Raw genomic sequence first — 18,810 nt, 5'->3', positions numbered from 1 at the left:
CTGCGTCCACGGGGGAGCGGCGCAGGGGGTGATGTCGGTGGCGGGACGTCCGGAGAGTCCGCTCGATCCGAACGCGGGTCCGGTGCAACGGCTGGCGGCCGAGTTACGCAAACTCCGCGCAGAAGCCGGGAGCCCGACCTACCGGGTGATGGCGCAGCGCGCGGGGCAGGGGGCGAGCACGCTGTCGCAGGCGGCCGCGGGGGAGCGGCTGCCGACCCTGCCGGTCGTCCTCGCTTATGTACAAGCCTGCGGTGGCGACCCGGAGGATTGGGAGGCACGTTGGCGGCAGGCGGCCGCTGAAGCAGCGGCGGAAGCCCGAACCGAGGATCAGCATGCCGAGCCTCCGTACCGGGGTCTGGCCCGCTTCGAGCCAGGCGACGCCGATCTGTTCTTCGGCCGCGACCGGCTCACCGACCGCCTGTTCGAGCTGACCCGTATCCGTCGGTTCACCGCCGTGTTCGGCCCGTCCGGCAGCGGCAAGTCCTCTCTACTGCGTGCCGGCCTCATCCCCCGCCTTCGTGCCCCGGATCAAGCCACCCCTCAGCCGGCCGCGCTGCGCGTTCTCACCCCTGGCGAGCACCCCCTGCGCACGCACGAACAGCGGCTGACGCCGAAGGACGGCGACGGGGACACGTGGCTGATCGTGGACCAGTTCGAAGAGCTATACACCCTCTGCCACGACCCGGACGAGCGCGACCAGTTCATTGACCGCCTCCTGACCGCCATCGATCCCGGGAGCAGACTGCGTGTCGTCATCGCCGTCCGGGCCGACTTCCTTGGCCGCTGCGCCGAACACCCGGCCTTGACAGCGGCCCTGCAGGACGGGACTGTGCTGGCCGGTCCCATGAGCCGCGACGAGCTGCGTGAGGCCATCGTCAAGCCCGCCCAAAGAGCGGGGATGATCGTGGAACGTGCCCTGAGCGCACGCCTCTTGGACGAGGTCGAAGGCGAACCCGGGGCCCTGCCGCTGATGTCGCACGCCCTGCTCGAGACCTGGTACCACCGCAAGGGCCGAGCTCTCACTCTGGAGGCCTATGAGTCCCTCGGCGGCCTGCACGGTGCCATCACCCGCACCGCCGAAGACATCCACGGCCGGTTTACGCCAGCCCAGGCCGACCTCGCATGTCGGATCCTGCTGCGTCTGGTCACCCCGGGAGACGGAGCCCCTGATACCCGCAGACCTGCCCGACGCGAGGAGTTCGACTTCGGTGAGCCCGCCGACACGGCGACGGTCATCGAGCAGTTGGTCCGTGCCCGGCTGCTCACTCTGGACGACGATCAGGTCGACCTGGCTCACGAGGCGCTCATCAGCGCCTGGCCTCGTCTTAGAAGCTGGATCGACACCGATCGTGAGCGGCTGCGTGTCCATCGGCGGCTGACGGAGGCCGCCACCGCCTGGGACGCGCTGGACCGCGATCCCGGAGCTCTGTACAGGGGCATACGCCTGGCGGCCGCCGAGGATGCCTTTGCAGGAGACAGGACTGCTGAACTAACCCGTCTCGAGCAGGCATTCCTCAGGACAAGCCGCGCACGCCGTAGCGGAGAACGCCGACGACTGCGTACCTTCTCTGCCTCCATGTCGATCTTGCTGGTACTCGCCCTGGTGGCAGGCGCGATTGCATGGCAGCAGAACAGGGCCAACGACCGCCGTCACGTGGAGGCGGAGGCCCGCCGAGTCGCGGCTGTCGCCGGCAGCATGCGGTTCTCGGATCCCGTGACAGCCATGCGGTTGAGTGTCGCCGCCTGGAAACTGGCGCACACGACGGAGACCAGAGCGGCGCTCGTAGGGGCTATGACGCAGCGCGAGCAGGACGTGTTCACGGTGCCGGACCCCGACTCCCCGACGGCCGTACGCCACCTGACAGCAGACGGAAGAACGTTGGTGTCCGTCTCATCCGATCACGTACAGACGTGGGACCTGCGCACACACCGCCAGACCCATGAGTATCGAGGTCCCGGCCGGTTGGCGAGCGAGGCCGACGACGTGGTCCTGAGCCCGGATGGCAACATGCTCGCTCTCGTCATGCAAGGCGGCGTCCGGCTGTGGGACGTCCGTGCCGGACGCACCGCCGCGCAGCTCGGTCATGGTGCACCGTTATTCGCACATTTCTCCGCCAGCGGGCACACCCTCCTTGTGCTGGACGAGGCCACGGATCCCTCGTCGATTCAGGTCTGGGACGTGCGCAAGCACCGACTCCTCACGCAGGTCAGGCCTCGTTTCACGAGCGGCTCGGCCGTCAGTCCGGACGACCGATGGCTCCTGATGTGTGAGGATGACCGGCCCCTGCAGGTCTGGGATATCGCGAAGGGGCAACGTGCGACACCGCTTTGGGCACGCAAGCTCGGACGTGGCTCCTGTCACGACGGCTGGCACGCCTTCTCCCCAGACAACCGCCAGCTCATGTTCGTCACCGACACAGCGATCCGCAGGTGGGATCTTCACACTGGACGCGAACTTCCTCAGCTGGCCCAGGAAGGCTACTCGACGGAGGAATCGCAATTCAGCGTGGAAGGCGATTTCCTGGCAACCACCACCGCGTCAGGAATCGTCCTGTGGCGCTTCTCCTCCCCCGACACGCCGGTCTTCCGTCATGCTCTGACCAGCGAGGCACCAAGCGAACTCAGACTTGATCTCGCCGCCGGGGTAGTGCGTTACCTCAACAAAAGCGGGACTGCTGTGCGGTCGCTGAATCTGGGCCGAGCGACGACGGCTCAGTGGCACAGCCCTCCGTACGACGGAGCCCAACTAAGCGATGACGGCAGACACCTGGCCGTACTCCGATGGGCCGGTGACAAGGCCTTCAGTCTGCGGGACACGCGCAACGGGCGGGTCGTCTCCACTCCGCCGGGGAACCCGTGTCTGCTTGAGAGGCCCGGTGCGGATAGGTCGAAGGGCAAAAGGGAGGGCACTGTCGTAGCCGACTGCAACGCGCCGATGGCACTCAGCTCCGACGGTCGCATCTTCGCCTACTTGGAAGCCGGGGCAAGCACAGATGTGCGCTTTCCGCGCCGCCAACGGATCACGGTGTGGGATGTCACGGCCCAGCAGAGAGTGGCCAGCATTGACATCCGGTCCAGCCTTTCCGGCCTCGAAGATGTCAAGGGGCTTGCTCTCGACGCCCGCGGCCGCACTCTTTTCGTATCACGTGACACGACGCAGTCGACCAGGATCGAACTGTGGGATGTACACCGACAGAAGAGGATCAAAACCCTCGTCGGGATCCTCGCAGACGATCACTCTTTAGGAGAGATCATCTCCATGGGAGGGATCACAGCCGTCCGCCCAGACACGCACAAGCTGGTGTCGGGGCAGGGTGCGGTCATCGACATGCCCAGCGGGCGGGTGATCCATCGCGTGCTGAGCGACGACGACGCCGAAACGCTGGCCTTCAGCCCCGACGGAGAGCACCTCGCGGTGGGCGATATCTCGGGCCGCGTCACCCTGTGGGACGGAGATGTGCGCCGACGCGTGGGCGTGCTTCCGGGCACATACACCGGCTCGCCCTCAGACAGCCCAGATCCCATCGACGCACTGGCCTTCTCCCCGGACGGCCGCACCCTCGCGGTCGCGGCCGGCTCCGGGACCGTGCAGCTGTGGGACGTACCGTCCAACCAGCCGCTCGGGTCCCCGCTTCCCACCGCTGGCGACGGGATCTTCTCCCTGGCTTTCGGCGCCGACGGCGATACCCTGTATGCCGCAGGCACCAACGTCTTCCTCCAGAGGTATGACCTCACGCCCGCCCACCTGGTCCGCCAGGCCTGTGCTCGCGCCCATTCTGGTCTATCCCGGTCGGCTTGGAAGACATACCTTCCAAGCCTGACCTACCGCCGTACCTGCTGAGCGCGCTGCCCGGCAGATTGCCGCCCAGCCCGAGCTCATGCGTTGATGGGCGCATGAGCGTGTGTGGCCGGGTGTCGTAGCAGGTCATGACGCACTCACTCGGCGAAAGGGAGAGGGACGAGTCTCCGGGCGCCGTCGCGTTTCGTCAGGGCGAGGTTCTCGTGGTGGGGGTTCGCGAGCCGTCCCGGCTCCCGGTGGCGCCTCCGCCTGTACCGGCATGCCAGACCTGCACGGCCTCTGGAGAGTGCCGGCGTGCAGCCCCGGGCGGGCGGCGCTCATCTGCCCCGCTCTTGACCTGGGATCTCACGCGCTACGATGCTCGAACAGGCATTCGAACTGGGAGCGGTGCACCACGCAGCGGATCGGAGGGGCAGGAGGTGGGAGGCGCGCCATGGGCGGGTTTACCCACCGCAACGTCACCTCCGGGTTCTCCACCCGCTACGGCGCCGCCCACCCCGAACAGCTCGTCCGCCGTGCAGAACCGCCTTCACGGGTGGGAGGCCATCCTCGGGCGCGTCTACTTGAACCAGTGGCGGACACGGTGATGGTGGGAGCAGGTGCGTGGCGTAGCGCAGCAGGTCACCCGCCGCCGCGACCTTCGGCAGGTACGGCTTGCCCGGTGGGCCCTGAACCGGCAGCGTGAGCGGCACCGCGAGCACGTAGCGGATCCTCTGCCCGTGCACCAGGACCTCAGAGCGGGGTTCTTGCCCGAGTCCGCGTCGGCAGCCACCCAGGAGAACGGCAGCCCACCGGCCACCGCGCCCTGCAGCATGGCGATGCCCAGCTGCGGCTTGGTGGCGAAGGCGACCTCGTCGGGGACTCCGGCTGCCCGGCACCGCTCACGATCGCCGGTCCAGGACTGCGGCAGGTACAGACGCCGGTCGTAGAAGGTGTGGCCACTCGCGGCGGCATAGGTGAGCATCACCATGACTTGGCAGTTGCGGACGTCACCGGTCGTCCCGCAGTGCTGGTGGCCGACCCCGACGGACTTGTCACCTTCTTGATCACCTGGGTGCCGTCCAGCACCAGCGTCGCGCTCGGATCCCCCAACTTTCGTGCCGCGTAAGCCTGCACCTCGGCCAGCAGTCCGTCCGCGCTCCAGGACGCCTCTCCCAGAAACTTCTGGATCCGGTGCGGGGTGGCATGCCCGGCTCGCCCTGCCATCGTCCAGCCGTTCTTCCGGCCCAGGCCAGACGGCAGCCCCTCGATCAGATCGGCGAACACCTCCCGCGGCCCCGGCCGGGCGAACAGATGCCCCAACCCGCCCGTCAGGGCAGCGAGTTCTCTGCCCACCCCTCAACGTGCTCCACGCTCACATCCATCAGCATGACCGGACAACAGTCAGCACCGATCACCAGTCACAAGATCTGAGGTAGTACCTGACAGTGTTAGAAAAATCTATGTCTGCCAAAGCGCAGCGAGTCCCGGCTAGCGTCACGACTCGTGCGACACCGCCGGTGACGAAGTACGAAGACGGGCGACGAGATTGATACGAGCCCATAGCTCACTGAGCCTCTTTCATCCTGTCTCGATGGGGTGAAATGGCTGCTCAGCAGGGGTGGAAGTTAGCGAGTAGCCAGACAGGACATCGCCATGGACAAAAAGATCCGCCTTATTCCCGTTTCCGAAAAAGACCTCGGGCTCCTCGACATCCTGTTCAACGCCAGCCCGGAATCCGACGAGGCATTCGACTGGTTCGGTTTTTCCGATCCCATGGCCAAGCGCAGGCGCTGGTCGGAGAATGGCCTGCTCACCGCCGATTCAGGCACACTCACGGTCGTGAGCGGCCAGGAGGCACTGGGAACAGTCTCCTGGCGGCCCGTCCCTTACGGGCCGCTCAACCGCGGCTGGAACATCGGCATAGGTCTCCGCCACGAAGTTCGCGGTCAGGGCATCGGCACACAGGCCCAGGCATTGCTCGCCCGGTACCTCTTCGCCCATACCGAGGTAAACCGCGTCGACGCGCACACGAATGTGAAAAACATTGCCGAGCAACGTGCCCTGGAGAAGGCTGGCTTTACGCGTGAAGGCGTGCTGAGGGGCGCCCAGTTCCGCAATGGTTGTTACCACGACATGGTCGTATACGGAATCGTCCGCAGCGAAGTCACTCTCGACTGAACCTCTTTCCTCACTGACAGGCGGCAGCATACGGCAACGTGAAGACCGCCGATCCGAGGTCTGCCCTGCGGCCCAAGCTCAGGCCGATTAGTTTCCACAACGACCATCGACGAACTTTGTCCTGAGTCATTAACGAACCCGGGACACCTCTCTATATGAAAGAGCCTATCATGGACATACATGTCGTTATCGGCGCCGGTTCCATCGGCACGAATGTCGCTCGGCTGCTCGCCGACCGCGGTGAAAGGGTCCGCATTGTCACGCGCAGCGGCTCGGGCCCGGAGTATCCGCAGGTCGAACGGGTCGCCGCGGATGCTTCCGACCCGGGCCGCTTGACCGAACTGTCTCGCGGCGCAAAGGTGATCTATCACTGTGCGAACCCGCCTTCCTACACAATGTGGGAACGACTCTTGCCGCCCATACAGAATGCGGTCATCGCAGCAGCGAAAGCAAACGGGGCCGTGCTGGCAATTACTGGCAGCATGTACGCTTACGGCCCGCAGCCTGACGGTATGATGAACGAATACACCCCCATGGCCGCCACTGGGTCTAAAGGTCTTCTCCGTAAACGGCTGTGGGAGCAGGCCCTTAACTCCGGAGTCCGCACCGTGGAGGTTCGCGGGTGCGACTACATCGGCAGGGACTCGAATGGCGTATTTTCCATAATCATTGAGCCGGCAATGAAGGCGGGCCGAGCAGCCTGGGTGCCTGCCGATCTAGACGCGCCACATACCTTCACCTTCAACGGAGACATGGCTCGGGCCCTGGTCACACTGGGAAACGATGAGCGTGCGTGGGGTCAGGCGTGGCATGTGCCGTCGCCACCGGCCATCAGCATCCGTGAACTGGCGCGGCGCTACGCCGCCGCTGCAGGCCGGCCCCCGGTCAAGCTGATCCCGTTGCCACGCGCGGCAATGCGTACAGCTGGGCTTTTGGTACCGGCAGCCCGTGAAATGGCCGAAATGGACTATCAGTGGTACTCGCCGTTCCTCATGGACGCCTCAAAAACAGCTGACACCTTCGGTCTCACCGCCACCGACCTGGACATCGTTATCAATGATCAGGTGAGCGCGGCGGCGGCTTGACCCCGCCTCCCGGGTTCGACAGCAAACAGCGATTCCGGCACCGCGCTTCGTCATGACACGTCCGGTGAATCGGCCCTTATCGCATTCGAGTGAATCCTGCGATGAGGCCCACCATCTGGGCTGTGTCGTGTAAGGCATCCCTCTTCGGCAGTAATAAACAACAACAGGAGTAGCCATGATCTACCACATCAACCGCGCGAAGGCCAAGGCCGAAGTCACACCCGAGCAAATCGAGGCTGCCTTGGAAAGTTGGCGCAACCAAGGACGGTCCAACCCGGCCGTGAAGTCTTTCATGGTTGGCCGCGATCTCGGCGGGGAATTCGACTACAGCTGTGTCTTCGTCGTTGAGGACCTCGACGGCCTCTACGAGTACCTGACCCACCCCGCGACCATCGGGACTGACCATCTGGGCCTGGCGCTACTCGAACGCCTCGACATCTTCGACATCAGCGACGACGACGATCCTGACCTGTACGCGAAAATCGAAGAACTGCACCGCCGCCGCAGCACCCTGAACCCGGAGATTCCCGGCATGCTTTCGGACGTCCCAGAATTTCGCGGCGCCGGCGCGAACGACTGATCAGCACGTCATGACCGGCAGGTATGCGTAGCAAGGCACACGGCACCTGCCGGTCGTGACGCAATCACCCCTCGATAACTTTTACGATGGTTACGGCACCGGCTCAGTGAGGACCTGGCCAGACATTCCGATGCGGCCGGGCCGGGATCGAATGACATGCAATCCTTGAGAAGGAGTAGTTCCGTGCACCTAATTGACGCGGTAGATCGCCTTTGTGACGCCATCAATTCGCATTCAGCGCAACGAGTCGCCGACTGCTTCACTGCCGACTACGCGGCGGAGGTGCCGCACCGTCCTGCAGAAAGTTTTACCGGGCGGGAGCAAGTGCTGACGAACTGGTCCTTGATATTTACCCGAGTGCCCGATCTGAAAGCAAGAGTTCTACGGACAGCGATTTCGGGGTCCGAGGTGTGGTCCGAATGGGAAATGGGTGGAACTTCTCCTGAGGGACTACCCGCCCTCTTGGTCGGACCTGTAGTAATGACCGTCCGCGACGATCGCATAAATTGGACTCGCTTCTATGTGAGTCCGGTCTCGTCCGTCTCATCCCATCCTGGCAAGGAGTGACGTCATGACGGTCCCGGGTTTCGATGAACTTCCCGTCTTCCTTCAACGCGATGGGCTGCTACCCGCCCCGGCGCTGCTCGCAGCGAGAGACCAGGCGCGCCTGACCCGAACCACGACGGTGTTCGGACAGGAGGCATGGCTGGTCACTGCCGCCGAGGACGTACGTACTGTCCTGGGTGATTCTTCGCTGTTCACCACGGGCGACTCGGTACCGATGTTCCGCAGCGGCGACCCGGACATCCTCGACATGCCCGGGGCGCTGCTGTTCATGGACCCGCCCGAGCACACGATCCTTCGTAAGATGCTGGCCCCCAGGTTCACCGGCCGAGCGCTCGCACGCTGGCAACCGCGGATCGTGGAGATCATCGAGGAACATCTCGACGCGTTGGAGCAGGCGGGCCCGCCTGCCGACCTGATGAGTCACTTCACCTGGCAGGTGCCCTCTCAGGTCATCTGCGAGATGCTCGGCGCTCCGCTGGACGAGCGCGAAAGGGTCCAGAAGCTGCTCGACGCGAGCTTCGACTTCACGATTTCGGAGGCCGAACGGACCACCGCGAACGAGGGGATCAACACCTATATCCACGAACTCGCCCTGCGGGCGCGCGCCAACCCCGGTGCCGGCCTGCTCAGCGAACTGGTCGTCGAACACGGCGATGAACTGACACCGAAGAACCTCGCCGCCATCGGAGCCACCCTGCTGCAGGCCGGCCACGAGACCACGGCGGACATGATGGCATCGTCTGTGGTCGCGTTGCTCGCAAACCCGGACCAACTGGCGCAGCTGCGTGCGGACCCGACCCTGATCGACAAGGCCGTGGAGGAGTTGCTGCGCTACCTCTCGGTGGTACAGATCAACCCACCACGTCGCGCCACCCGGGATACGATCGTCGGCGGCCAGCCCATCAGCAGCGGCGATCTACTGCTGGTCGCGCTGCCCGCCGCCAACCACGACGCCGCTCTCGTCGACAGGCCCGGCCGACTGGATATCACCCGGGATACCACCCATCACCTCGCCTTCGGGCACGGCATCCACCATTGCCTGGGAGCACCTCTGGCACGCCTCGAGCTCACCCTCGGGCTGCCCATGCTGCTGAACCGCTTCCCCGAGCTTGCACTGGCCGTGGAGCCGAGCGCGCTGAGGTTCAAGGTCGGTTCGGTGGTGCACGGGCTGCGGGAGGTTCCGGTGACATGGTGAGTCGGCGGATGGAAGCCGAGCAACTCGACCCGACCCGGCCCAGGTGACGGCGCTCCTCGACGAGCATCCCCGCCGGGGAGTCGAATGCGTACTTCGGGAACTGCACATCGCCTCCTCCACCTACTACCGGTGGCGCCGGGCCGAGCGTGAACCGTGCGAACGGCGGCGCCGCGACGTCGAGCTGACCGAGCGGATCAAGGAGATCCACACGGAATCCGGTGGCGTCTACGGCTCACCGCGCGTGCACGCCGTCCTCAAGCGGGAGGGCGTCCACGTCGGGCGCAAGCGCGTCGAGCGGCTGATGCGCGAGGCCGACATCGCGGGCGTGAGCCCGAGGCGGAAGGGCTTCACGCGCCGCGACCCGAAGGCCACGCCGGCCCCGGACCTGGTGGAGCGGGACTTCACCGCGAAGGCGCCGAACCGGCTGTGGGTCACCGACCTCACGATGATCCCGACCGGCGAGGGGCCGTTGTGGCTCTCCGCGATCCGGGACGCCTTCTCCCGCCGGGTGGTCGCGTGGGAGACCTCCGCCCGAGCGGACGCCGACTTGGTCCTGACCACGCTGGAGTACGCTCGCGCGTCCCGCGACGTCGAGCCCGGGCAGATGCCCCAAAGGTGCAACCCGAGCCGGGGGCACGACGCGGTGGCCGGCGGCCGACGCACTGTGCGAACGCAGCCCCGTACTTGCGGGCCGACGGGCGAAGTTGGCGCGGCCGAACATCTGCCGCGCGAGCATCTTAAAAGTTGCGTGGAATCTGTCGGGGTGATCATGTCTCCCCGGTGCAACCACGGACTTGGGAGAAGCTTTGAGCGGCACGGCGGTGTTGACGGAGAAGTGGCCGGTGCTCGGTCGGCACGAGCAGGCGGCGGCCTGGCTGACGATCTGGAGGGACCTCGGACGCGCCCCGCGCACGATCGACGCCTACGGCCGGGGACTGGCCGAGTACCTGTTGATGTGCGAGCGCGAGGGCGTGGACCCGGATACCGCGAACCGTGCCCATGTTGCCGTCTACGTACATGAGGCCGTAGGTGCAGTCACGGGTCCGTGTCCGTATGACCCGTCCCCGCCCCTGACGTGCGATGCCGGTAACGGCGTGGTGCGAAGCTCGGGGGAAAACCCAAGGGCTCCCGCTCCATCCGGGAGCTACCGGCAAGGGGAAGACCGGACGGGTGAACGCAAATGAACTCCCCTTGATGCCTCGTGATCCCAGGCCCCGTCGATGGAAGGTTCCAGCGGGGTGCATGGCTGGCCGCTGAGAAGCGGCAGGCGCTGGCCGGCAGAGGTCACTTCGGCCAGGTGGACACCGCCGCCTCGGGGCAAAGGGAGCACCCACCCCGGTCGTATCTCATTCGTGTGGAACGTGGAAACCCCGTTGGGGTCCGGGTCTTCGTGACTCGGTAGGCCGACCGCGAGGAAGGCTCAACTCCCTAGCGGGAACAGGATGGCCCAAGAAGCCAATGCCGGAAGCCGAAAGGAAACGGGAACCCGGGACAGCATGACCGGCCTCTCCGCTGGTCGCCCCGCATAACCGTCCGGATACGGGTGCACTGCCCGGACCCGAAAGGGTGCTGACATGGGCCGGGTGAGCCTGTGCGGACTCACTGGGCAAGGACGACGGAACCGAGGGGCCCTGGACTGCCCTGTCGGCGCGGTGGCCTGTGAAGAGCTCCACTTCCAGCTTCCGGCCCCACCTACCCCAGCACTCGCCCGAGGAAACCGCGCAGGTAACCCGCGACGACGTCCAGGTGGCTCTCCAACAGGAAGTGACCGCCGTTGACCAGGTGCACCTCCGCGTCCTTGGCGTCGCGGGCGAAGGCTCGCGCGCCTCCCGGGCCGAAGATTTCGTCGTTGCGGCCCCACACGGCGAGCACCGGGACCTCACTGGTACGTAGGAATTCGTGCAGCAGCGGGTAGAGCGGGCGGTTGTTCTGGTAGTCGCGGAACAGCGCCAGCTGGACCTCGTCGTTGCCCTCGCGGGACACGAGGGCGAAGTCGTGCTCCCAGGTGTCCGGGCTGACCAGGCTCGGATCGGGCACGCCGTGCAGGTACTGCCAGCGGATGGCGTCGATGCCCAGCGCGGCGCGGACGGCGGGTTCGGTGTCGGGGCCGGGGTTCGCCCCGTAGGCCCACACGTCGGTCCAGAACGACTCGACGAAACCGTCCTCGTAGCCGTTGCCGTTCTGGGTGACGAGGGCGGAGATCCGTTCGGGGTGCTGGAGCGCCAGGCGCCATCCGATGGGGGCGCCGTAGTCCTGGACGTAGAGGGCGTAGCGGTCCAGGCCCAGTTGGTCGAGCAGTCCGGAGGTGAGTTCGGCGAGGGCGTCGAAGGTGTAGGTGAACTCCCCTACGAGGGGGGCGTCGGAGTGGCCGAAGCCGAGGTGGTCGGGCGCGATGACGTGGTAGTTGTCGGCCAGCAGCGGGATGAGTTCGCGGAACATGAACGAGCTGGTCGGGTAGCCGTGCAGCAGGACGATCGCGGGGGCGTCGGCGGGGCCGGCTTCGCGGTAGAAGATCTCACGACCGTCGACGGTGGCGGTCCGGTGGTGCACCGAGCTCATTGTAACCCCTTCGAATATTTGATCTGGTTAGTCTCTCGTCAGGCAAGCACGGAATGATCTAACCTGTCAAACGACTCGATCAGGTTAGAGGGAGAGTGGCATCCGATGGACACGCTGCTGGACCTGCTCAACAGCAGGCCACTGGTCAACGGCGAGGAACGTGACGCACTCGACCCGGTCGGAGGCAGACGCTGGGCGCGAGAGCACGGCGGTGCAGGCAGCCTCGCGGAACTGGCGCTGCTGCGCGAGACGCGGGACGTCCTGCGGGACATAGTGCGCGGAGAAAGCTCGCCCGCCGCGTTGAGCCCGCTGCTCGAAGGGGTCCACCAGATCCCGGAGATCACTTCGGATGGTCTTCAGTGGATGGTCAAGACTCCCCCGCACGCCCGGCTGGCTGTCGAGGTGGTTCTTGCCTGGGCTGCCACCGAGAAGCACATGCCCGGCCGGCTACGCCCCTGCGCCAACGTTGAGTGCCGGCTGTTCCTGCTCGACCGCAGCCGCGCCAACCGTGCCCGCTGGTGCTCGATGGCCGTCTGCGGCAACCGCGAAAAGGCACGCCGCCACTACGAACGCACCCACTGACCTTGTTCTCGTCCCGACCTCCGACGGTGCCCCGAGCGTGATCGTCCGTCGGAGGATTCCGATGACGTGAACACGGCCTCCGCCTGATCCTGCGCTCCGCCCAACAAGGCAGCTGATCTTCCGGTGAGCTGTTCGTCCAGGCGAGCCCCCGACGCTCCGCTGTCCGCGTGGGGCCTTGACTCAAGCCCTGACGAGTTGGTGCGTGATAGGGGGTGAGGCAGCGTGCCTGGCCGCATCCCTCTGCACGTTGACCTCGCGGCCGCCGAACTGGCCGTCAACGACACCGACGAGCGGTGGAAGGGCAAGGCCTGACCAGCCCTCCGATGCCCGAGGGACACGTATGCAGGCGGCTCCGGCCGACGCTGTCGTTCTGAGCGCGGGCGTCGGTCAGTGAGGTTTCACAGAGCAAGCGTCCAGTGCTGCACGGCTGTGTCGACCAGCTTCTGGAGTTCACCGCGGCCTGCTCCGCAAGCCGCTTGGACGGCGATTCCGTTCGCCATCGTCATGAGGTAGCCGGCGAGTTCGTCCGGATCGGCGCCCGAGCGCAGGTCGCCCTCGTCGACGGCTCGCTGGAAGCGGCCGCGGAGACGCGAACGGTTCGCGTCCCGCCAGGCGTTCAGGGCATCGCGCGCGCTCTGCCCGAGGTGTCCGATGGCCAGGAAGCCCTGCACGCCCAGGCATCCGGCGGGGCAGCCGTGCTGAGTGGAGGCGTTGACCGAGCCAGTGAGGTAGGCCTCGGCCACCTCCCGGGCGGTCGGCTCCTCCAGTGCGCGCGAGCTGTAGGAGGCCGGGCCTTCGGCGTAGCGTTCCAGGGCTCTGCGGAACAGTTCTTCCTTGTTGCCGAAGGCCGCGTACAGGCTCGTCTTCGTGATTCCCATGGCGCGAGTCAGGTCGGTCAGGCTGACGCCGTCGTAGCCGTGTTCCCAGAAGACCACCATGGCCCGTTCGAGAGCCTCCTCGGTGTCGAACCCTCGCGGCCGGCCCACCGGCGCCCTTCGAATGCCTTCCATGGTCGAAATCATACCTCTTCTGTACCGGGCGGACTGGAAGTGCTATGGTCTCATTCAGTTCCGATCGGAACATAAATAATGCGAGGTCAAGCAGTGGACAGATTCAAGGACAAGATCGCTGTCGTGACGGGCGGCGGGACGCGGGGCATCGGCCGGGCCACCGCTGCGCGGCTGGCGGCCGAAGGGGCGCACGTGTTCATCACCGGCCGGCGCAAGGCCGAGCTGGACGAGGCTGTCGACTCCATCGGCTCCGCGGTCACGGCGGTGCCGGGCGACATCACCGATCCGGCCGACCTGGACCGGCTGTACGACATGGTCCGCGAGCGGGGTCAAGGCCTCGACGTGCTGTTCGCCAACGCCGCCACCGCCTCGTTCGCGACGGTGGAGACCATCACCATGGAGGACTACGATCGCGTCTTCGCCGTCAATGTCAGGGGCACGCTGGCCACCGTCCAGAAGTCCCTGCCGCTGCTGAACGAGGGCGCCTCGGTGATCCTCAACGCCTCCACCGCCGCCGACCACGGCACACCGGCCTTCGGCGCGTACGCGGCTTCCAAGGCCGCTGTCCGCTCCTTCGCGCGGACCTGGGCCAACGAACTGATCGGCCGGGGAATCCGGGTGAACGCGATCTCGCCGGGGCCGATCGACACCTCCGGCATCACCGAACTCGTCGGCGAGGAGAACGCCGCCGCCTTCAAGGCGAAGCTCGGCGCGGACGTCGCGATCGGCCGGATAGGACGCCCTGAGGAGGTTGCCGCCGCTGTGGCCTTCCTCGCCTCGGCGGACAGCAGCTACGTCATCGGCACCAACCTGTACGTCGACGGCGGAGAGAACCAGATGTGAAGCGGCCGCACTGCGCAGTGGACGGCAATGCCGTCAGGGCTGTTCCGGCCGAGCACCGTCGGACAACCGGCCGCCGGTGCGTGCGGACGCGGTTCACCGATCGCGGTCCGGGTTCACCGTCCGGGGGGCTTGAACCGCGACGGTCAACACGACCCGGTGGGTCTGGCCCGCAGTCTGGCCCGCTGATGACACTACTGCTTCTTCGATCACATCATCCGTTTGGCACTCGGTTTTCGAGCAGTCAGCAGACCCGACAGGGGAATCATGAGCTTTACCCAGTCCGGCCCCGTCCTCGTCACGGGTGCCTCCGGCTTCATCGCCGGGCATTGCATCGAGGAACTGCTCCGGCACGGCTACGCGGTTCGCGGCACTGTCCGCGACGTGGCACATACCGAGAAGGTCGCCCATCTGACCGCCCTCGCCACCGAATACGGCGGCCGTCTCGACTTCGTGGCCGCCCGGCTGGACAGCGACGAGGGCTGGGCCGAAGCGGCCGCCGACTGCGCCTTCGTCCTGCACGTGGCTTCGCCGAACCCGCCCGCCGTCCCGCTCGACGAGGACGAGGTCATCCGTCCCGCTGTCGACGGCACCCTGCGTGTACTGCGTGCCGCAGCCGAGAGCGGAACCGTCAGCCGGGTGGTGCTGACCTCGTCCTCCCTGGCTGTCAACGCCGGCCGTCCCGCCCCGACGGCCGACAGCTACACGGAGGACGACTGGTCGCTCATCGAGAACTGCGACCCCTATGCGAAGAGCAAGACCCTCGCCGAGCGCGCCGCCTGGAAGTTCATCCATGACCAGCCCGAGGGGCGCCGTCTCGACCTGGCTGTAGTGATACCCACCCTCGTCCTGGGCCCTCTGCAACGCCCCGAGGTGACCACCTCGAACGAGGTCGTCCAACGGCTGCTCGACCGCTCCATGCCGGCCGTTCCGAACCTCGGCTTCAGCCTTGTCGACGTCCGGGACATCGCTCTCGCGCACCGGCTGGCCATGGAGAGCCCGAAAGCCACCGGCAACCGCTACCTCTGCGGCGGTCCGTACACCTGGATGTGGGACATTGCCCGCGTTCTCGCCGCCGAGTTTGATCCCGAGGGCTTCCGCGTCCCCACTCGCCGACTGCCGTACTGGGCGATGTGGCTTGCCGCACGCTTCGACCCCGCCCTGCGCCTGGCACTCGGCTACGTCGGCCGTCCAGAGCGCTTCTCCAGCCAGAAGGCGATCGACGAACTGGGCTGGAGCACCCGCCCGATCGAGGAGATCCTGCGGGACACCGGGCAGAGCCTGATCGACCACGGCTTCGTCCACCCGCGTCGCGCAGGTCGTGCGCCTAGGCCTGCACCGCCATCACCACCTACGCCAACCGTATCCAGGTATTGAGCCTGCCCAACGCCGAGTTGGAAGCGGAGAACGCCGCCTTGCGTGAAGCCCTCCGGGCCGGCGGCGACTCGCCGTGCTTCCGGGGACGCCTTGAGTCAACCGCCGCTCAGGGGATGCAGTGTGTCCAGGGGTGCGGTCGGCCTGGCTCGAGCGCGCAGATGGTCGAGAAGGGTCGGCCGGGGCTGGGATGTGCTGGTGCTTGCTGCCCCGGCCGTAGGTGGGGACAGGAGCCGTTCTCGTGAGGTGCGGGAGCCTTCGCAAACGTTTCGGGTCTCGGACGTTCGGTGGTGGAGACTGGTCGCCTTGAACTTGCCGCCGAGGGGGAGGCGATCGCCCAGCTACCGTTGATCGTGCGGCTATGACAACAGGTGGTCGAGGCAGAGGTTCAGTCCGGCCTCCAGGTGTTCTGCGGAGCCGGTGGAGAGCAGGACGGTGACACCGCCTTGGACTGCGGCGATCACGGCCGCGGCAGTGCGGTCGGGGTCGAGGGCCGGGTTGGCCTCGCCGGCTGTTTGTGTGGCCTCGATGCCGGCGCGGACGCACTCTTGCCACCGTCGTAGCAGTTGTGCTGATACGGCTTGCGCCGCTGGGCTGTACCGGCCTACGTCGGCGATCAGGACCCCGAGCGGGCAGTGCAGTCCTTGGTCGCGGTAGCGCTCGACAATGAGGTCGCGCCATGCCTCCCATGCCGCTCGCGAGGTGAGTTCGCTCAGGTAGGGCTCCTGGTCGTTGAAAACGCGTTCGGCTTCAAGTTCGGCGACCGCGAGCAGAAGCTGTTCCCGACCTCCGGGGAAATAATGGAAAATCTGCCCTTTTCCGGTGCCGCTACGCCGGCCCACGTCGTCGAGCGTGGTGGCGTTCGTGCCGCGTTCCCGGATTTCTTCTGCGGCGGCTTCGACGATGCGTAGGCGGGTCGCGGTGCCTTTCCTAGTGGTCACAGAAAAAAGTGTACTTGCAGGTACATTTTTTGCTTCGTATCTTCGGCCGCATGAGAGCGATTGTTGTCAATGAGGCAGGGGGACCCGAGGTGCTGCAGCTGCGCGAGCGGCCGGCCCCTCGTCCGGGCCCGGGAGAAGTCCTGGTGGACGTCCGAGTGGCGGGTGTGAATTTCTTCGACACCGCCATCCGCAGACAGGCCCTGGCCGAGGTGCCGGGCGCGGAAGGCGTCGGCGTGGTGGGAGAGACGGGCGAGGGTGTGCACGGGTTCGCCCCGGGTGATCGGGTCGCGTGGTTGACGATCAATACCCACGGCAGTTACGCCGAGCAGATCGTGCTCCCTGCGAGCGGTGTCGTCCCGGTGCCCGACGCCATCGGTGACGAGACGGCCGCGGCGTTGCTCCTGCAGGGCCTGACCGCACACCACTTCGCCACTGTGTCCCACCCGGTGCAGCCGGGGGACGTCGCACTCGTGCACGCGGTTGCCGGCGGGGTCGGGATGATGCTCACCCAGATCGTCAAGGCCCGCGGCGGCACCGTGATCGGCCTGGTGTCGCGACCGGAGAAGGTCAAGTCCGCTACCGACGCGGGCGCCGACCACGTCCTGGTCTCCACCGGTGACGCGTTCGTCGAGCCGGTGCGCGACCTGACCGGCGGGGAGGGGGTGCACGTCGTGTTCGACGGTGCGGGCGCAACCACGTTCGCCGCATCGCTGCAGGTACTGCGCACGCACGGCACGATGGTGTTCTACGGGCCGCTGATCGGGGACGTGCCGACCATCGCAATGACCGACATCCCCCGCAGCACCCGCCTCACCTACGGCGTGACCGAGGACCATATCCGCACGCCCGAGGAACTCAAGGCGCGCACGGCCGAGCTGTTCACACTCGTCGAAAGAGGCGAGCTGGTTGTCCGGATCGGCGGCCGCTACCCGCTGGCCGAGGCCGCGAAGGCCCACGCGGACATCGAGTCGCGCACGACCACCGGGAAACTCCTGCTGATCCCGTAACGAGTGCCCGGTGGTGCAGCCTGGTGGTCGGCGACGCCGGCGTGAGCCGAGAGAGGCCAGCGCTCGCCCACACGTCGTCCGGCTTCGGGGCCGGTGAGCCCGTATAGGCGTGTACCGCATATGCCGGTCCCCGGGAGCACCATCGGTCCCATCTGCCAGCGCTCTGTGGGGACCCGAATATGCCGGACATCTGGGGTGGTGTCGTCCGTGCGGGAACGCCTCGCGGTCGGCGGTCTTTGTGTTCTCTGACAGAGTCAAGTGGTCACCAAGATTGGGAAATGCCCCATTGATTCCCGGGTTGCCTGCGCCAGACCGGAGGCTCGGTTCGTCCGGCTGAGAGCTGCACCCATGCCTGAGAAGCCCGAGCAGCGCCGTTGGAAGCGTCGCCGCCGTCACTGTCGGCCCGCAGATGCCAACCGAGTCCTGGGAAACCGTGAGGATCAGCCGCGGTGGAGTTGCTGGACCTTCTCTTGGTGGCTGCTGGTGAAGTCTGGATCCGTATAGACGTGGAGCTTGCTGATCAGGTGGCCTCGGAACGTGAACACGTTGCAGAACATTCCTTTGGAGATTTCGCCGTCGGGCCACGTCTGGCCGTCGCGAGTGGTACCCCACTCGCGTCCTTCGACGATCACGCGATCCCCGCTCGTCATGATGTCCAGGCCATCGATGTCATGTTCGAGGTGTTCGAGATCGAGCCGTCGCGCCAACTCGGCAATAGCATCTTTGCCCTGCCCGAATCCGAACTTGGGGAAGTAGAGCTCAATGTCATCGGTGCAGATATCGGCGAAGCTTGAGTCCCCTCGGTCTACTCGCCTGAAGTACTCCCGGACGGTTTCATGTCGCTGAGTCAGCGTTTCATCGTTCATCTTCTTGCTCACCACTTCTTGTAGCCTCCTTGTTTCATGAAAATCGTGGTCAGTGAAGGTTTGACTGTGTGCGCCACCATGAGTTGAATCAGTTTCTTCAGGGCCTGTGGGAGGGGCGGGGGGGCCCCCCCGGGGGGGGGGGCCCCCCCCCCCCCCCCCCGGGAACCCGGCCCATAGCCGGTTTAGTCCAGGTAGGTTTCTGTAGGTGCGTACCCGGCGCGCGTGGCGGGGCGCACGACCACCCT

Annotated in this window: 16 protein-coding genes; 11 read left to right on the top strand and 5 right to left on the bottom strand. The window is 66.1% G+C overall.

The window, feature by feature from the left end; translation table 11 throughout:
• Nucleotides 1–31: 31 nt before the first annotated feature.
• Nucleotides 32–3,841 carry a DNA-binding protein gene (locus ACFY01_RS42930; RefSeq protein WP_390741242.1) on the top strand — a complete coding sequence of 1,270 codons (3,810 nt, stop codon included), beginning with the start codon at nt 32–34 and terminating at the stop codon, nt 3,839–3,841.
• 517 nt (nt 3,842–4,358) lie between these two features.
• On the opposite strand, the gene ACFY01_RS42925 is transcribed toward ACFY01_RS42930, so the two are convergent.
• Nucleotides 4,359–5,141, bottom strand: a complete 783-nt coding sequence (locus ACFY01_RS42925; protein ID WP_390741207.1) for a transposase — start codon at nt 5,139–5,141, stop codon at nt 4,359–4,361.
• A 293-nt stretch (nt 5,142–5,434) separates the two neighbouring features.
• On the opposite strand from ACFY01_RS42925, the gene ACFY01_RS42920 reads away from it, so the two are divergent.
• The 6 genes from ACFY01_RS42920 (at nt 5,435) to ACFY01_RS42895 (ending at nt 10,407) form a co-directional block, all read left to right on the top strand.
• Entirely contained in the window at nt 5,435–5,959 is a 525-nt protein-coding gene (locus ACFY01_RS42920; protein WP_390741206.1) for a GNAT family N-acetyltransferase, read from the top strand.
• 170 nt (nt 5,960–6,129) lie between these two features.
• Complete coding sequence (locus tag ACFY01_RS42915) at nt 6,130–7,044, top strand: NAD-dependent epimerase/dehydratase family protein (protein ID WP_390741205.1); 915 nt, start codon at nt 6,130–6,132, stop codon at nt 7,042–7,044.
• 175 nt (nt 7,045–7,219) lie between these two features.
• A complete protein-coding gene (locus ACFY01_RS42910) occupies nt 7,220–7,624 on the top strand; it encodes a Dabb family protein (RefSeq protein ID WP_390741204.1) in 405 nt (134 codons plus the stop codon).
• 156 nt (nt 7,625–7,780) lie between these two features.
• The gene (locus ACFY01_RS42905) at nt 7,781–8,191 is read left to right on the top strand and encodes a nuclear transport factor 2 family protein (RefSeq protein ID WP_390741203.1); all 411 of its coding nucleotides are present in this window, start codon (nt 7,781–7,783) and stop codon (nt 8,189–8,191) included.
• A gap of 4 nt (nt 8,192–8,195) precedes the next feature.
• The gene (locus ACFY01_RS42900) at nt 8,196–9,386 is read left to right on the top strand and encodes a cytochrome P450 (RefSeq protein WP_390741202.1); all 1,191 of its coding nucleotides are present in this window, start codon (nt 8,196–8,198) and stop codon (nt 9,384–9,386) included.
• Between the two features lie 43 nt (nt 9,387–9,429).
• Nucleotides 9,430–10,407, top strand: coding sequence for an IS3 family transposase (locus ACFY01_RS42895; RefSeq protein ID WP_390741201.1), 978 nt, complete (start codon nt 9,430–9,432; stop codon nt 10,405–10,407).
• A gap of 671 nt (nt 10,408–11,078) precedes the next feature.
• Here the strand turns inward: ACFY01_RS42895 and ACFY01_RS42890 are convergent.
• The gene (locus tag ACFY01_RS42890) at nt 11,079–11,945 is read right to left on the bottom strand and encodes an alpha/beta fold hydrolase (protein ID WP_390741200.1); all 867 of its coding nucleotides are present in this window, start codon (nt 11,943–11,945) and stop codon (nt 11,079–11,081) included.
• 105 nt (nt 11,946–12,050) lie between these two features.
• Between ACFY01_RS42890 and ACFY01_RS42885 the strand changes: the two genes are divergently transcribed.
• Nucleotides 12,051–12,527 carry a CGNR zinc finger domain-containing protein gene (locus ACFY01_RS42885; protein ID WP_390741199.1) on the top strand — a complete coding sequence of 159 codons (477 nt, stop codon included), beginning with the start codon at nt 12,051–12,053 and terminating at the stop codon, nt 12,525–12,527.
• Between the two features lie 398 nt (nt 12,528–12,925).
• Here the strand turns inward: ACFY01_RS42885 and ACFY01_RS42880 are convergent, their stop codons facing one another.
• Nucleotides 12,926–13,537 carry a TetR/AcrR family transcriptional regulator gene (locus ACFY01_RS42880; RefSeq protein ID WP_390741198.1) on the bottom strand — a complete coding sequence of 204 codons (612 nt, stop codon included), beginning with the start codon at nt 13,535–13,537 and terminating at the stop codon, nt 12,926–12,928.
• Between the two features lie 93 nt (nt 13,538–13,630).
• Here ACFY01_RS42880 and ACFY01_RS42875 point away from each other — a divergent pair, with 93 nt between their 5' ends.
• Together ACFY01_RS42875 and ACFY01_RS42870 are read left to right on the top strand one after the other, a co-directional pair.
• Entirely contained in the window at nt 13,631–14,380 is a 750-nt protein-coding gene (locus ACFY01_RS42875; protein WP_390741197.1) for an SDR family NAD(P)-dependent oxidoreductase, read from the top strand.
• Between the two features lie 264 nt (nt 14,381–14,644).
• Nucleotides 14,645–15,754, top strand: a complete 1,110-nt coding sequence (locus ACFY01_RS42870; protein WP_390741196.1) for an SDR family oxidoreductase — start codon at nt 14,645–14,647, stop codon at nt 15,752–15,754.
• Between the two features lie 356 nt (nt 15,755–16,110).
• Here ACFY01_RS42870 and ACFY01_RS42865 read toward each other — a convergent pair whose 3' ends face one another.
• Complete coding sequence (locus tag ACFY01_RS42865; RefSeq protein ID WP_390741195.1) at nt 16,111–16,692, bottom strand: TetR/AcrR family transcriptional regulator; 582 nt, start codon at nt 16,690–16,692, stop codon at nt 16,111–16,113.
• A 50-nt stretch (nt 16,693–16,742) separates the two neighbouring features.
• On the opposite strand from ACFY01_RS42865, the gene ACFY01_RS42860 reads away from it, so the two are divergent.
• The gene (locus ACFY01_RS42860) at nt 16,743–17,699 is read left to right on the top strand and encodes a quinone oxidoreductase family protein (RefSeq protein WP_390741241.1); all 957 of its coding nucleotides are present in this window, start codon (nt 16,743–16,745) and stop codon (nt 17,697–17,699) included.
• Nucleotides 17,700–18,139: 440 nt separating this feature from the next.
• Here ACFY01_RS42860 and ACFY01_RS42855 read toward each other — a convergent pair whose 3' ends face one another.
• Nucleotides 18,140–18,565 carry a nuclear transport factor 2 family protein gene (locus tag ACFY01_RS42855; RefSeq protein ID WP_390741240.1) on the bottom strand — a complete coding sequence of 142 codons (426 nt, stop codon included), beginning with the start codon at nt 18,563–18,565 and terminating at the stop codon, nt 18,140–18,142.
• Nucleotides 18,566–18,810 lie beyond the last annotated feature (245 nt).

Source organism: Streptomyces sp. NPDC001480, from assembly GCF_042894725.1.
Lineage (GTDB): Bacteria > Actinomycetota > Actinomycetes > Streptomycetales > Streptomycetaceae > Streptomyces.
This window is presented reverse-complemented; position numbering and strand designations above follow the sequence as displayed.

Excerpts from the sequence above, each read along its gene's own strand:
- ACFY01_RS42930 (WP_390741242.1), top strand. The coding sequence starts at position 32 with ATGTCGGTGGCGGGACGTCCGGAGAGTCCGCTCGATCCGAACGCGGGT.
- ACFY01_RS42920 (WP_390741206.1), top strand. The coding sequence starts at position 5,435 with ATGGACAAAAAGATCCGCCTTATTCCCGTTTCCGAAAAAGACCTCGGG.
- ACFY01_RS42915 (WP_390741205.1), top strand. The coding sequence starts at position 6,130 with ATGGACATACATGTCGTTATCGGCGCCGGTTCCATCGGCACGAATGTC.
- ACFY01_RS42910 (WP_390741204.1), top strand. The coding sequence starts at position 7,220 with ATGATCTACCACATCAACCGCGCGAAGGCCAAGGCCGAAGTCACACCC.
- ACFY01_RS42905 (WP_390741203.1), top strand. The coding sequence starts at position 7,781 with ATGCAATCCTTGAGAAGGAGTAGTTCCGTGCACCTAATTGACGCGGTA.
- ACFY01_RS42900 (WP_390741202.1), top strand. The coding sequence starts at position 8,196 with ATGACGGTCCCGGGTTTCGATGAACTTCCCGTCTTCCTTCAACGCGAT.
- ACFY01_RS42890 (WP_390741200.1), bottom strand. The coding sequence starts at position 11,945 with ATGAGCTCGGTGCACCACCGGACCGCCACCGTCGACGGTCGTGAGATC.
- ACFY01_RS42885 (WP_390741199.1), top strand. The coding sequence starts at position 12,051 with ATGGACACGCTGCTGGACCTGCTCAACAGCAGGCCACTGGTCAACGGC.
- ACFY01_RS42880 (WP_390741198.1), bottom strand. The coding sequence starts at position 13,537 with ATGGAAGGCATTCGAAGGGCGCCGGTGGGCCGGCCGCGAGGGTTCGAC.
- ACFY01_RS42870 (WP_390741196.1), top strand. The coding sequence starts at position 14,645 with ATGAGCTTTACCCAGTCCGGCCCCGTCCTCGTCACGGGTGCCTCCGGC.
- ACFY01_RS42860 (WP_390741241.1), top strand. The coding sequence starts at position 16,743 with ATGAGAGCGATTGTTGTCAATGAGGCAGGGGGACCCGAGGTGCTGCAG.
- ACFY01_RS42855 (WP_390741240.1), bottom strand. The coding sequence starts at position 18,565 with ATGAACGATGAAACGCTGACTCAGCGACATGAAACCGTCCGGGAGTAC.